The sequence below is a fragment of the Paraburkholderia sp. CHISQ3 genome (assembly GCF_030464945.1).
Taxonomy (GTDB): Bacteria; Pseudomonadota; Gammaproteobacteria; order Burkholderiales; family Burkholderiaceae; genus Paraburkholderia; species Paraburkholderia megapolitana.
This window is the reverse complement of record NZ_JALPRG010000008.1, coordinates 78,517-92,598: the sequence shown is the minus strand read 5'-3', so window position 1 is coordinate 92,598 and position 14,082 is coordinate 78,517. Positions and strand designations below refer to the sequence as shown.

General features: G+C 63.7%; 14 protein-coding genes. 11 read left to right on the top strand and 3 right to left on the bottom strand.

The features are described from left to right. Positions 1-19: 19 nt before the first annotated feature. The 5 genes from M0D65_RS19975 to hslU all read left to right on the top strand — a co-directional run bounded on the left by M0D65_RS19975 (position 20) and on the right by hslU (position 5,668). On the top strand, positions 20-1,216 hold the full coding sequence (locus tag M0D65_RS19975) for a class I SAM-dependent rRNA methyltransferase (RefSeq protein ID WP_266254229.1): 1,197 nt from the start codon (positions 20-22) through the stop codon (positions 1,214-1,216). 161 nt (positions 1,217-1,377) lie between these two features. After that, positions 1,378-2,463 (top strand): GTP-binding protein, encoded by a 1,086-nt coding sequence (locus tag M0D65_RS19970; RefSeq protein WP_266254228.1) that lies wholly within the window; start codon positions 1,378-1,380, stop codon positions 2,461-2,463. Between the two features lie 530 nt (positions 2,464-2,993). Continuing rightward, a complete protein-coding gene (dksA, locus tag M0D65_RS19965) occupies positions 2,994-3,413 on the top strand; it encodes an RNA polymerase-binding protein DksA (protein ID WP_091019435.1) in 420 nt (139 codons plus the stop codon). Positions 3,414-3,778: 365 nt separating this feature from the next. Beyond that, positions 3,779-4,315: an ATP-dependent protease subunit HslV gene (gene hslV, locus M0D65_RS19960; protein ID WP_091019433.1), complete on the top strand. Its 537-nt coding sequence runs from the start codon at positions 3,779-3,781 to the stop codon at positions 4,313-4,315. A 9-nt stretch (positions 4,316-4,324) separates the two neighbouring features. After that, positions 4,325-5,668 (top strand): ATP-dependent protease ATPase subunit HslU, encoded by a 1,344-nt coding sequence (gene hslU / locus M0D65_RS19955; protein ID WP_091019430.1) that lies wholly within the window; start codon positions 4,325-4,327, stop codon positions 5,666-5,668. Positions 5,669-5,814: 146 nt separating this feature from the next. Here the strand turns inward: hslU and M0D65_RS19950 are convergent, their stop codons facing one another. From M0D65_RS19950 to M0D65_RS19940, 3 genes are read right to left on the bottom strand one after another with little or no spacing between them, the layout of a single operon-like run. Continuing rightward, positions 5,815-6,357 carry a response regulator transcription factor gene (locus M0D65_RS19950; protein WP_266254227.1) on the bottom strand — a complete coding sequence of 181 codons (543 nt, stop codon included), beginning with the start codon at positions 6,355-6,357 and terminating at the stop codon, positions 5,815-5,817. Next, positions 6,354-7,673: an ATP-binding protein gene (locus M0D65_RS19945; protein WP_266254226.1), complete on the bottom strand. Its 1,320-nt coding sequence runs from the start codon at positions 7,671-7,673 to the stop codon at positions 6,354-6,356. The genes M0D65_RS19950 and M0D65_RS19945 overlap by 4 nt, the downstream gene beginning before the upstream one ends. 42 nt (positions 7,674-7,715) lie before the next feature. Next, the gene (locus M0D65_RS19940) at positions 7,716-7,958 is read right to left on the bottom strand and encodes a cysteine-rich CWC family protein (protein ID WP_266254425.1); all 243 of its coding nucleotides are present in this window, start codon (positions 7,956-7,958) and stop codon (positions 7,716-7,718) included. 275 nt (positions 7,959-8,233) lie between these two features. Here M0D65_RS19940 and argB point away from each other — a divergent pair, with 275 nt between their 5' ends. The 6 genes from argB (at position 8,234) to M0D65_RS19910 (ending at position 14,049) form a co-directional block, all read left to right on the top strand. Continuing rightward, on the top strand, positions 8,234-9,133 hold the full coding sequence (gene argB, locus M0D65_RS19935) for an acetylglutamate kinase (RefSeq protein WP_091019422.1): 900 nt from the start codon (positions 8,234-8,236) through the stop codon (positions 9,131-9,133). Between the two features lie 41 nt (positions 9,134-9,174). Beyond that, positions 9,175-9,954 (top strand): pyrimidine 5'-nucleotidase, encoded by a 780-nt coding sequence (locus tag M0D65_RS19930; protein ID WP_091019420.1) that lies wholly within the window; start codon positions 9,175-9,177, stop codon positions 9,952-9,954. After that, positions 9,932-10,639 carry a nucleoid occlusion factor SlmA gene (slmA, locus tag M0D65_RS19925; protein WP_091019418.1) on the top strand — a complete coding sequence of 236 codons (708 nt, stop codon included), beginning with the start codon at positions 9,932-9,934 and terminating at the stop codon, positions 10,637-10,639. Before M0D65_RS19930 ends, slmA begins: the two co-directional genes overlap by 23 nt. Before the next feature lie 250 nt (positions 10,640-10,889). Continuing rightward, positions 10,890-12,035 carry a homoserine O-acetyltransferase gene (locus tag M0D65_RS19920; RefSeq protein ID WP_266254225.1) on the top strand — a complete coding sequence of 382 codons (1,146 nt, stop codon included), beginning with the start codon at positions 10,890-10,892 and terminating at the stop codon, positions 12,033-12,035. Continuing rightward, entirely contained in the window at positions 12,032-12,646 is a 615-nt protein-coding gene (metW, locus tag M0D65_RS19915) for a methionine biosynthesis protein MetW (RefSeq protein WP_091019414.1), read from the top strand. The genes M0D65_RS19920 and metW overlap by 4 nt, the downstream gene beginning before the upstream one ends. Positions 12,647-12,654: 8 nt before the next feature. Beyond that, positions 12,655-14,049 carry an AmpG family muropeptide MFS transporter gene (locus M0D65_RS19910; protein ID WP_266254224.1) on the top strand — a complete coding sequence of 465 codons (1,395 nt, stop codon included), beginning with the start codon at positions 12,655-12,657 and terminating at the stop codon, positions 14,047-14,049. Positions 14,050-14,082 lie beyond the last annotated feature (33 nt).

Below are 14,082 nucleotides of genomic sequence, written 5' to 3'. Positions count from 1 at the left end.
TCCCTCTACGAAATGAGTCATGAATATCGTTACGCTAAAACCGTCGAAAGAGAAATCGCTGCAGCGCCGCCATCCGTGGGTCTACGCGAATGCGATCGATCGCGTCGAGGGCAAGCCGGCGCAGGGCGCGACCGTGCTGGTACGCGCACACGACGGCCGCTTTCTCGCGCGCGCCGCCTATAGCCCGCATTCGCAGATCCGCGCGCGGGTGTGGAGCTTCGACGAAGCCGAACCGATCGATCACGCGTTCTTCAAGCGCCGCGTACAACGCGCGCTCGCGCACCGGCAAACGATGGTGCGCAATACCGGCGCCGTCCGGCTGATCTTCGGCGAGGCCGATGGGCTGCCCGGTCTGATCGTCGACCACTACACCGCCGACGATGGACGCGGACAGCTCGTCTGTCAGTTCATGGCGGCCGGCGTCGAAGCATGGAAAGCCGCGATCGTCGATGCGCTGACCGGCGTGACGGGGTGCCCGAATGTCTACGAGCGCTCGGATGTGTCGATCCGCGAGAAGGAAGGGCTCGAGCAGATCACCGGCGTGCTGGCCGGCGACGAACCGCCCGAGACGCTGATCGCCAGCGAAAACGGCGTGCGTTATCACGTCGATGTGCGCAACGGCCACAAGACCGGCTTCTACGTCGACCAGCGCGATAACCGCGCGCTCGTGCAGCAGTTCGCCCAGGACCGCGACGTACTGAACTGCTTCTGCTACACCGGCGGTTTTTCGCTGGCGGCGCTCAAAGGCGGCGCGAAACGGGTCGTCTCGATCGATTCGTCGGGCGAAGCGCTGGCGCTCGCGCAGCAGAACGTTGCGGCCAATGCCTTCGATGCGGCGCGCGCCGAGTGGCTCGATGCAGATGCGTTCAAGACGCTGCGCCGCCTCCACGACGACGGCGAGCGCTTCGATCTCGTCGTGCTCGATCCGCCGAAGTTCGCCCCTTCGCGCGAGCACGTGGACCGCGCGGCACGCGCCTATAAGGACATCAACCTGACCGGCTGCCGGCTGCTGCGCCCGGGCGGCCTGCTGTTCACCTATTCGTGCTCAGGCGCGATCGACGCCGAGCTGTTCCAGAAGATCGTCGCCGGCGCGGCGGCCGATGCCCGGGTCGACGCGCGCATCCTGAAGCGTCTTGGCGCGGGCGTCGATCATCCGCTGCTGACCGCATTCCCGGAAGGCGAGTATCTGAAGGGCCTGCTGTTGCAAATCGCCTGATCGCCCTCATTTGCGGCGGATCGCCCCGCGGGCGGCCGTCCTGTGTGGGCTAGCCGCCAAGCAGGGGCTTGACAGGTATGTTTCAATATCTGACCAGGCCGACGCGCATAAGCGCTGCGCGCCCCCGATTCACCGATTTACGTATCCAGACAGGCGACCACATGATTCCCGTCACCATCCTGACCGGCTTTCTGGGCAGCGGCAAAACGACGCTGCTCAAACGCATCCTGAACGAGAAACACGGCATGAAGATCGCCGTGATCGAGAACGAGTTCGGCGAAGAAAACATCGATAACGAAATCCTCGTGCAGGACACGAACGAGCAGATCATCCAGATGAGCAACGGCTGCATCTGTTGCACGATTCGTGGCGATCTGGCCCGTGTGCTCGCCGACCTCGCTGCGCAGAAGCGCGACGGCAAGCTCGATTTCGAGCGCATCGTGATCGAAACGACCGGCCTCGCGAATCCGGGCCCGGTCGCGCAGACGTTCTTCATGGATAACGACATCGCCGACGAATTCCTGCTCGACGCAATCATCACGCTGGTCGACGCCAAGCACGCGAACCATCAGCTCGACGAGCACGAAGTCGTGCAACGCCAGGTGGGTTTTGCCGACCGGCTGTTCATCACCAAGGCCGATCTCGTCGACGAAACCACGCTGGGCGACCTGCGCCACCGGCTGCTGCACATGAACCCGAAGGCGGCGATCAAGCTCGTCAACTTCGGCGAAGCGGACATCAAGGAAATCTTCGACCTGCGCGGCTTCAACCTGAACGCGAAGCTCGAGATCGATCCGGATTTCCTCGCCGAAGACGATCACGACCATGATCACGCGCATCACGACCATGACCATGATCACGACCACGCGAACTGCGACCACGATCATGGCCAATGCGATCATGAAGGCCACGACCACGCGCACGGCCATCACCATCACGCGCACCACGACGACAAGATCAAGTCGTTCGTCTACCGCAGCGACCGCCCGTTCGACGCGAACAAGCTCGAAGATTTCCTCGGCGGCATCCTGCAGATCTACGGCGAGCGGCTGCTGCGCTACAAGGGCGTGCTGTATATGAAGGGCGTCGACCGTAAGGTCGTGTTCCAGGGCGTCCACCAGATGATGGGCAGCGATCTGGCCTCGAAATGGCAACCGGTCGAAAAGAAGACCAACAAGATGGTCTTCATCGGAATCGAGCTGCCACAGGATCTGATCACCGACGGTCTCGACGCCTGCCTCGCCTGAGCGACCGGGTTTCCGCCGCCGTATGCCGGGCCGATGGTCCGGCATACGGTCTGGTGCGTGGCGCCCACGAAAACCCTGCAACCGGAAACCTCGCGCGCCCATCGCTTTTTGATGGTTGGCGCGTTATATTTCGAGAAATCGGGGCAGGAGGCTCAGATTCCTCCTAGTTGCGGTGCCGCATTGTGATTCAGTTACAATACGTGCCCACTGGAGAATGACAACGAATTGCCCGGCCAGCGCGCATCTTGTGCCAGGCCCGAAAACGGCACCGGAAAATCTCGTCCGGAAAGTATGCCGACATGACCGGCTAGCCAGCGGCCTGGTAAGCGCGCAACCGGTCAGCATCACCTCGGGAGGATCCGAATCGGTTTCCAGAGGGAGTTCGGCCCCGCATCGGCGCTTCGGCGTCACGACAGCCCACCGTCCGTGTTCGCCAGCGCTCCGTGAGCGTCATCGAAACGCCGTTGCGGGCTACACGAAAGTGCGGGCAATATGTATGAGTTTTGCCTCACATTGAAGAAGCAAGCCAGATGACGACGAAACGACTCTTGACCGAAGCCGAAATCCTGAAGATGAGCGACAAGGATTACATGAATGAGGCTCAGCTCGCTTTCTTCAAGGACCGGCTCGAACAGTTGCAGGCGGACATCCTCCGCAATGCCGGCCAGACGACCGAAAACCTGCGCGAAACCGTGATCGTGCCGGATCCGGCCGACCGCGCGACGATCGAGGAAGAGCATGCGCTCGAACTGCGCACGCGCGACCGCGAACGCAAGCTGCTGAAGAAGGTTCAGCAGTCGCTGGCGCGCATCGAATCGGGCGACTACGGCTGGTGCGAAGAAACCGGCGAACCGATCGGCGTGCCGCGTCTGCTCGCACGCCCGACGGCGACGCTGTCGCTCGAGGCGCAGGAGCGCCGCGAACTGCGCCAGAAGCTGTTCGGCGACTGACCGCCACGGCGCGGTCGCTCCCGCGCCCCGCTACATTGCTTCGTCGAAAGGCGCACGGTGTTCCGTGCGCTTTTTTCTTTGGGCACCGGATCGTCGCAGGTGCCAGCAGCAGGCTTTACCGGCTACCCGCTCCGGTGCCCGTATGTACAAGGCCAGGCCTGGCATGCCGTGCTGCGCTACCGCTGCCTCCGCGGGCTTTTTCCGCCCGATCCGCATCGCCAGCCCTTGATATGGCGGCGCACGCCCTAAAATTGATCCGACATGCGTCGCACGTGCGCGCGCCTTGCGCCGCGCCGTCCGCTCTCCCGCATTTCGCGGTGGCGCAGTGCGCCACCCGTTTTCCCCGTTTTGCAAAAGGAACGCATATGGAGCAATTTCACGGCACGACGATCGTCTCCGTGCGCCGCGGCAACAAGGTCGCACTCGGCGGCGATGGCCAGGTGACGCTCGGCAACATCGTCATGAAAGGCGGCGCGAAAAAGGTCCGGCGCATCTATAACGGCCAGGTGCTGGTCGGCTTTGCCGGCGGCACGGCCGATGCCTTCTCGCTGCTCGACCGTTTCGAAGGCAAGCTCGAAAAGCATCAGGGCAACCTCACGCGCGCCGCCGTCGAACTCGCCAAGGACTGGCGCACCGACCGCATGCTGCGCCGTCTCGAAGCGATGCTGATTGCCGCCGACGCGCAAACCACGCTCGTCATCACCGGCAACGGCGACGTGCTCGATCCCGAAGGCGGCATCTGCGCGATCGGTTCGGGCGGCGCTTACGCGCAGGCCGCGGCGCAGGCGCTCACCGACAACACCGCGCTCGATCCGCGCGAGATCGTCGAGAAATCGCTCGAGATCGCCGGCAACATGTGCATCTATACGAATCACAACCGCGTCATCGAGACGATCGAGTAAGGACCCACGATGAGCACCATGACCCCTGCCGAGATCGTCTCGGAACTCGACAAGCACATCATCGGCCAAGGCCGCGCGAAGAAGGCCGTGGCGGTGGCGCTGCGCAATCGCTGGCGCCGTCAGCAGGTCGGCGACCCGCTGCGTCAGGAAATCACGCCGAAGAACATTCTGATGATCGGACCGACCGGCGTCGGCAAGACCGAAATCGCCCGGCGGCTCGCGCGGCTCGCCGATGCGCCGTTCATCAAGATCGAAGCGACCAAGTTCACCGAAGTCGGTTACGTGGGCCGCGATGTCGACAGCATCGTGCGCGACCTGATCGAGATTTCGGTGAAGCAGACCCGCGAAACCGAAATGCGCAAGGTCCGTACGAAAGCGCAGGACCAGGCTGAAGACCGCATCCTCGACATCCTGCTGCCGGGCGCGCGTCCGGTTGGTTTCGGCTCGGGTTCGCAGGAATCCGCCGGCAGCGAAGACAACGCCACACGCCAGACCTTCCGTAAACGCCTGCGCGAAGGCCAGCTCGACGACAAGGAAGTCGAACTCGACATCGAGATGCCGCAACCGGGCATGGACATCATGGGGCCGCCGGGCATGGAAGACATGACCGAGCAGATCCGCACGATGTTCGCGAATATCGGTGGTGGCAAGAAGGCGCGTCGCAAGCTGAAGGTGAAGGAAGCGCTGAAGCTGCTTAGCGACGAAGAAGCGTCGAAGATGCTCAACGACGAGGAAGTGAAGACGAAGGCCGTGCAGAACGTCGAGCAGAACGGCATCGTGTTTCTCGACGAAATCGACAAGATCGCATCGCGCAACGAAGCAGGCGGTGGCGAGGTGTCGCGCCAGGGCGTGCAGCGCGATCTGCTGCCACTCGTCGAAGGCACGACGATCAATACGAAGTACGGGATGGTGAAGACCGATCACATCCTGTTTATCGCGAGCGGTGCGTTTCATCTTGCGAAGCCTAGCGATCTGATTCCCGAGTTGCAGGGCCGCTTCCCGATTCGCGTCGAACTCGATTCGCTGTCGGTGGGCGATTTCGAATCGATCCTCGTGGCCACCGATGCGAGCCTCGTCAAGCAGTATCAGGCGCTGCTCGCCACCGAAGACGTTCACCTCGAATTCGCCGACGACGGCATCCGTCGTCTCGCGGAAATCGCGTTCTCGGTCAACGAGAAAACGGAAAATATCGGGGCGCGCCGGCTTTATACGGTGATCGAGAAGCTGCTTGAAGAAGTATCGTTCTCGGCGGGCAATCATGCGGGCACGAGCGTCATGATCGATGCGGCTTACGTGGACCGTGCACTGAACGAAGTTGCCGGGGACGAAGACCTGTCGCGCTACGTGCTTTAAGGCGCTGCGGTCACGTTTGATTGCGCACGTAGGTCGCGCGTCGGGCGCATAAACAGAACGGGCGGTCCTGCGAAATTCGCGGGACCGCCCGTTTTTTATTCGGCGACCTTATCGGAAGGGACGCAAAGCGGCCGCATTCGCAACGTTCACTGCTTGACCGGCCGCTTCGCAAGCTTGCGCTGCAGCGTGCGCCGATGCATGTTCAGCGCACGCGCGGTCGCCGAAACATTGTTGCCGTTCTCAGCAAGCACCCGCTGAATGTGCTCCCACTCAAGCCGCGCCACCGACAGCGGCACCGGATTCTCAATCGCCTCTTCCGCCTGCAACGCACTCGCTTCGCTTTGCAGCGCCGCCAGAATCGTCTCGACATTGGCCGGCTTCGCGAGATAGTTGTCCGCGCCGTCCTTAACCGCCTGCACCGCGGTCGCGATGCTTGCGTAGCCGGTCAGCACCAGCATCCGCGCATCGGGCTGCAACTCGCGCAGCGGCGCGACCAGATTGAGACCGGAGTCGTCGCCGAGATGCAGGTCGACGGTGATCTGGCCGAACTTCTGCTGGTTCGCAAGCCGGATTGCTTCGTCGGCGCTGTGTGCTTCGGCGACTACGAAACCGCGCCGCGTCAACCCGCGCGCGAGGATGCCGGAAAACACCTCGTCGTCGTCGATCACCAGGAAATTGTTGTCGCTCATACTTCTTTCTCCACAGGGGTCGGCGCAGAGCCCGTTCGGCTCGCGTCCAATGAATCGCGTGCCGCCACCGGCAGCCGCAGCACCGCGCGCGTGCCGCGCGGCTTCGTATCGCGGGCGTCGGTCAGCTCGATCGATCCGCCGAGCCGCACCGCCGCCGAAAACGCCAGATAAAGACCGACGCCATGTCCGCCTTGCGTGCTGTCGACCGGTATCGCACCAAGCGACCCACGCAGCGACGACGGAATGCCGGGTCCCTTGTCGCACACTTCGAATTCGACGAAATCGCCGCGCACCGCCGTCACCGCGGCCAGCGTCACGCTGTCGCGGCTCGCACGCGCCGCGTTGTCGAGCAGGATCGTCAGGATCTGGCCGACAGCGACAATGTCGCCTAGCGTGGCGTCGTCGGGCAGCGTGCCGAGCAGCTGAAACTTCACATGGGGATGGCGCAACCGCCATTGCTCCGCGAACGAATCGAGCCATTCCGCGACGGTCTGCCGGCTGCCCGGCAACTCGCTGGTGGCCGCGCGGCTGCGCAGGCGCGCGAGCGCCGAGGTGCACAGCGTCAGTTGCTGCTCGAGCAGGTCGAGGTCGGTGGCGTAGGGCGCAAGGCCGCCGTCAGTGCGTGCGGCGTCGCGCAGTTCTTCGGTGAGCATCGCGATCGTCGATAGCGGTGTGCCGATCTCATGCGCGACGGTGGCGGCCTGCACACCGAGCGCCACTGCGCGCTCGTCGCGCAACAGGCGCTGCTGCGCGTCGCCGAGCGCCGCTTCGCGCTGCCGTAGCGCACGCGACATGCGCGCGACGAACCACGCGATCAACCCGACGCTCACCATGAAGTTCACCCACATGCCAGCGCGGTAGTAGTCGAACAGGTTGGCCGGATTGTCGAGATTCAACGGCACCGAGTCGAAGCCGAGCACCGCGTAACAGGCAGCGGCGAACACCGCAAGCCAGATCATCAGATGCCACGGCAGCACAGCCGCCGCGATCGCCAGCGACGGCAGATACAGCGACACAAACGGATTCGTCGTGCCGCCTGACAGGAACAGCAGCGCCGACAACGCGCCAAGGTCGACCCAGATCTGGCCGAACAGTTCGAGATTCGATTCGGGCCGCGCGCGCGCGACGCGCAGCCAGGTCAGCGCGTTGAAGGCCGCCTCGAGGCCGATGACGAGCAGCATCGCCGGCAACGGCAGATGCACGCCGATGAAGATCTGCACGAAGGCAATGGTGCCGAGCTGCCCGATGATGGCAAAGCAGCGCAGCCAGAAGAGGTGGCCGAGATTGACGCGGCCGGTGTTGGTGAAGCGATGCATGCAGTCAGTCTGTCTACGTAGTGGCGCCGCGCGGGCAGCCGTTCATTGCGCCTCGGGCGCCTCGGGCACCACCCGGGCGCGCGCGATTTCGTCGGCGAGACACTCGGGGCACAGGCAGGCGCGGCCGGCCCTGAGCCGGTTGGCCGGCAGCGCGGGCATCGAGCGGCACCAGCAGTCGGGCGCGCCGGCGCCCGGTTCGGCCCGCATGCCGCAATCGAATGCACGGCCGCAGCGCGGACAGCGGCCGCTGGCGGCACTGCGCGGACGATGGGCCGACGCATTCATAAGAAGTCGAAAATATGACACCGACGAGGGCGACCCGGACATGATGCCACGTCCGCCCGCCGCCCACATGCCCTGCGCCAGCGACAAAACAGCGCTCCGGCGCCGTCCGGCCCGGTACAAGGGGCGACTGGCGGCAGCAGCAAACGCCGCGCGTGGCGCAGTGCGGAAAAAGACTGCGGCGCGCCGCCAACACCCGCGTGGAAAAGGCTGTTGCAGCGCGCCAGTCCTGTACAATTCGCGCTTGTTTCAACTGTTCCGTGCCTGAGCCAGCCGCCATGTCCGAACTTCCCGACCTTTCGCAGATCGCGCCCCGCCTGAAGGCTGAAATCCTCGCCGAGGCACTGCCCTATATCCGCCAGTATCACGGCAAGACCGTTGTCATCAAATACGGCGGCAACGCCATGACCGAAGAGCGTCTCAAGCAGGGCTTCGCGCGCGACGTGATCCTGCTGAAACTCGTCGGCATCAATCCGGTCATCGTGCACGGCGGCGGTCCGCAGATCGACCAGGCGTTAAAGAAGATCGGCAAGCAGGGCACCTTCATCCAGGGCATGCGCGTCACGGACGAAGAGACGATGGAAGTCGTCGAATGGGTGCTCGGCGGCGAAGTGCAGCAGGACATCGTCACGCTGATCAACCACTTCGGCGGCCACGCGGTGGGGCTCACGGGCAAGGACGGCGGCCTGATTCACGCGCGCAAGCTGCTGATGCCGGATCGCGACAACCCCGGTCAGTACGTCGACATCGGCCAGGTCGGCGAAGTCGAGGCGATCAATCCGGCGGTAGTGAAAGCGCTGCAGGACGACGCATTCATTCCGGTCATCTCGCCGATCGGTTTCGGCGAAGACGGCCTGTCGTACAACATCAACGCCGATCTGGTCGCGGGCAAGCTCGCGGTCGTGCTGAACGCCGAAAAGCTGGTCATGATGACCAACATCCCCGGCGTGATGGACAAGGAAGGCAACCTGCTCACCGACCTGTCGGCGCGCGAAATCGACGCGCTGTTTGCCGACGGCACGATTTCCGGCGGCATGCTGCCGAAAATCTCGTCGGCACTCGACGCCGCGAAGAGCGGCGTGCGCTCGGTGCACATCATCGACGGCCGCATCGAACACTCGGTGCTGCTCGAAATTCTCACCGAACAGCCGTTCGGCACGATGATCCGCTCGCATTGAGCCGGCAACTGAGCGACAAACTGGATCGGCCCCGGCAATCGATGCGCATTTCCCGCCCACGACGCCGGCGCCCCCGCATTGAATCGGGCAAGCCCGTCTGGCTGTTCGACCTCGACAACACACTGCATCACGCGTCGCACGCGATCTTCCCCGTTATCAATCAGGGAATGACGCAGTACATCATCGACACGCTGCAGGTCGACCTCGACGAAGCAAACCGTCTGCGCACCGGCTACACGAAGCGCTACGGCGCAACGTTGCTCGGTCTGACACGCCATCACCCAATCGACCCGCACGACTTCCTGAAGGTCGTGCACACGTTCCACGACCTGCCTTCGATGGTGCGCAGCGAGCGCGGCCTCGCGCGGCTCGTCGCCGCGCTGCCCGGCCGCAAGATCATCATCACGAACGCGCCCGAAGCGTATGCGCACGCGGTCTTGCAGGAGCTCGGCATCGAGCGGCTGTTCGAACGCGTGATCGCCATCGAACACATGCAGCACGGCGGTGTCTGGCGTGCCAAACCCGATGCTTCGATGCTGCGCCGTGCGATGCGCGACGCGCATGTGTCGCTTGCCGACGCGATCCTCGTCGAAGATACGCGCAGTCATCTGAAAAACTACCGGCACCTCGGTATCCGCACGATCTGGATCACCGGTCACCTGCCGAAGCAGTCGCGCCGCGACGGCGTAGCCGCGCCGCTACCGGGCACGGGCCGGCCGCACTATATCGACTGGCGCATCCGTTCGCTAAAATCGTTACGATGGGGCACCCGCCACGGGCGATTGAGGGGCGACACACATGCAACCGACTCACAAGCATGACGAAGCCGTAACCGAAGACCCGACAGGAACAACCGGAGCAACCGCCGCCGCGGCCGCGGCGGCCAGCGGCGGGCGCGCCGTGCGCCTGAAACCGGGCGAGCGGCGGGTCCACATCCTGCAGATGCTCGCCACGATGCTCGAGGCGCCGAAAAGCGAAAAAATCACCACGGCGGCGCTCGCCGCACGGCTCGGCGTATCGGAAGCGGCGTTGTACCGGCATTTCGCCAGCAAGGCGCAAATGTTCGAAGGACTGATCGAATTCATCGAGCAGACCATCTTCGGACTGATCAACCAGATCGTCGCGAAAGAGCAGAACGGTGTGTTGCAGGCCCGTTCGATCGCCCTGATGTTGCTCAATTTCTCCGCGAAGAACCCCGGCATGACCCGCGTGCTGACCGGCGAGGCGCTGGTCGGCGAACACGAACGGCTCACCGAACGCGTCAACCAGATGCTCGAGCGTGTCGAGGCGTCGCTCAAGCAATGTCTGCGGCTCGGACTGATGGACTCGAACGCGCGGGCCGACAGCGCTGCGGCCGTCCCGCTGCCCGCGGACTACGATCCTGCGGTACGGGCGAGCCTGCTCGTCAGCTATATCGTCGGGCGCTGGCATCGCTATGCGCGCAGCGGCTTCGTGCGGATGCCGGACGAACATGCCGATGCCCAGCTGCGGCTGATCCTGCAGTAGCCGGCGCTGTCGCGCGGATTTTTCCGCTATACTTTGCGCTCCTTTGCTGTTCGCCGGCCCTGTCGGTGTCATACAGCAGCGCGCCGATTTGCTGACTCGATTGCGGGCGCGCGAACCTCCCGGCCTGTGTTGCTTGCCTGGCCCTGCGGTTCACTATAAATGCGGCTAAAGAGGTCGTCAGCCGCGCATCCCGCTTCCTTCCCGCGCATCGCCGACGCCGTTTAGCCGCCCCTGTCAGAAGGCGGATTGAATGGAATCGATCGGAATCGTCGTTCCCCAGAAAATGCATTTCTCCGAGCCGCTGCTCATGCAGAACGGCAGCTCGCTAGCCGGCTTCGACCTGATGGTCGAAACCTACGGCACGCTCAACGCTGCGCGCAGCAATGCCGTGCTCGTCTGTCATGCGCTCAACGCGTCGCATCATGTGGCGGGGGTGTATGAGGGCGAGCCGAAGGAAGTCGGCTGGTGGGACAACATGGTCGGCCCCGGCAAGCCGCTCGACACCAACCGCTTCTTCGTCATCGGTGTGAACAACCTCGGTTCGTGCTTCGGCTCGACCGGTCCGATGAGTATCGATCCTGCAACCGGCGAGCCGTACGGCGCGCGCTTTCCGGTCGTCACCGTCGAAGACTGGGTCAACGCGCAGGCGCGCGTCGCCGACACGTTCGGCATCGAGCGCTTTGCCGCGGTGATGGGCGGTAGCCTCGGCGGCATGCAGGCGCTTGCATGGAGCATGATGTATCCGGAGCGCGTCGCGCACTGCATCGTGGTTGCGTCGACGCCGAAGCTGTCCGCGCAGAACATCGCATTCAACGAGGTCGCGCGCTCGGCGATCCTGTCGGACCCCGACTTCCACGGCGGCAACTACTACGCGCACAACGTGAAGCCGAAGCGCGGCCTGCGCGTCGCGCGGATGATCGGCCACATCACCTATCTGTCCGACGACGACATGGCCGCCAAATTCGGCCGCGCGCTGCGTCGCGCAGAAGGTGCCGAAGACGCGTACAACTTCAACTTCGACGTCGAATTCGAAGTGGAATCGTATCTGCGCTACCAGGGCGACAAGTTCGCCGACTACTTCGACGCGAACACCTACCTGCTGATCACGCGCGCGCTCGACTACTTCGATCCGGCCAAAGCCTTCGACGGCGATCTCACCGCCGCGCTCGCGCACACCACGGCGAAGTATCTGATTGCGAGCTTCTCGACCGACTGGCGCTTCGCGCCCACACGCTCGCGCGAACTGGCCAAGGCGCTGCTCGATCACAAACGCCAGATCACCTATGCCGAGATCGACGCGCCGCACGGTCACGACGCGTTTCTGCTCGACGACGACCGCTATCACAACCTGATGCGCGCCTACTACGAACGGATTGCCACCGAGGTGAACGCATGAACCAGCGCGCACTCGATTATCTTGCGACACGCCCCGACTTCCGCGCCATCGCCCGCTGGGTCGAACCGCGCTCGACGGTACTCGATCTCGGTTGCGGCGATGGCTCGCTGCTGTCGCTGCTCACCGAAGAGCTCGAAGTGTCCGGCTACGGCATCGAGATCAACGATGCCGGTGTGCTGGCGTCGACGAAGAACGGCGTGAACGTGATCCAGCAGAATCTCGAAGACGGACTACGTCTCTTCGAAGACGGCAGCTTCGATTTCGCGATCCTGTCGCAAACGCTGCAGACCATCCACCAGACCGCCGCGATCCTGCGCGAAACGGTGCGGGTCGGCCGCGAATGCATCGTGTCGTTTCCGAATTTCGGCTACTGGGCGCACCGCCTGTCGGTCTTGCGTGGCCGCATGCCGGTGTCGAAAACGCTGCCGTTCCAGTGGCACAACACGCCGAACGTGCGCGTGCTGACGATCCGCGATTTCGAGGCGCTGGCGCCCGAAGTCGGCATCGAAATTCTCGACCGGGCGGTGCTGCACGGCGGCCAGGCGGTACGTTGGGGGGTGAACTGGCGTGGTAGTCTTGCGGTCTATCGCGTCAAGAAAAGCTCACGCTGAACATTTTCATGTCGAACCCGCCGCACGAGGCGCGCGCACTTACCGCACACGAAGAACATCCTGGCTGGCGCGCGTTCCTGAACACGCGCATGCTGATTTGCGTCTTTCTCGGCTTCACATCGGGATTGCCGCTCTTCACACTCGTCTATCTGGTGCAGGCCTGGTTGCGCTCCGAAGGCGTGAACCTGAAGGAAATCGGCCTCTTCGCGCTGATCCAGTTCCCGTACACCTGGAAGTTCGTCTGGGCGCCGTTGATGGACCGCTACCTGCCGCGGCTGCCCGGCTGGCGGCCAGGCCGGCGACGCGGCTGGATGCTCGTCACGCAGATTCTCGTGGCCGGCGCGATCGGTACGCTTGGCTTCGTGTCGCCACGCGAGTCGATCTGGACCGTCGCCGCGCTGACCGCATTGGTCGCATTCTTCGGTGCAAGCCAGGACATCGCCGTCGATGCGTACCGGCGCGAACTGCTGAGAGACACGGAGCAGGGGCTCGGCAACGCTGTGCACGTGAACGCCTACAAGATCGCGGCGCTCGTGCCCGGTTCGCTCGCGCTGATTCTTTCCGATCATCTGCCGTGGACCACGGTGTTCGCCGTGACGGCCGCGTTCATGCTGCCGGGCATGATCATGACGCTCGTCGTACGCGAACCCGAAGTGCATGGCGTACCGCCGAAAAACCTGCGCGCTGCGATCGTCGAACCGTTCCAGGAATTCGTGCGACGTGACGGCTGGCGCGGCGCGCTGTTCGTGCTCGGCTTCATCTTTCTGTACAAGCTCGGCGATACGATGGCGACCACGCTATCGACGTCGTTCTTTCTCGACATCGGTTTCACGCGTACGCAGATCGGCGTGATCGCGAAGACGACTGCGTTCGGTGCGAGCCTCGCGGGTGGGATCATCGGCGGGATCTGGTTGATGCGCATCGGCATCGGTCGCGGGCTGTGGATTTTCGGCGTGCTGCAGATGGTGTCGACGCTCGGCTTTGCGTGGCTCGCGCATGTCGGGCCGGCGTCGCCGGTGCTCGCTTCGCTCTATGGGTTTGCTTCGGCGGGCGGACAGGGACTGACGAAACTGCTGTCGTTCTTCGGTATCGGCTGGACGGTGCAGTTCGATCCGATGTCGGTTGCGCTCGCACTCGTCTACGGGTTCGAAACCTTCTCGACCGGTCTTACGCTGGCGGCCTTCACCGCCTATATCGCCAGCACGACCGACCCGCGTTACACCGCTACCCAGTTCGCGCTCTTCACGAGCCTTGCCTCGGTGCCGCGCACGCTCGCCTCGGCGGCGAGCGGCTATGTGGTCGCGCAGATCGGCTGGTTCGACTATTTCATCGCGTGTACCGCGCTTGCACTGCCCGGCATGCTGCTGCTGTTTCGCATCGCTCCGTGGAGAGCGCGGTCGTGAGCGGGATCGTTTCGTTGCGCCGTCTGCTACCGC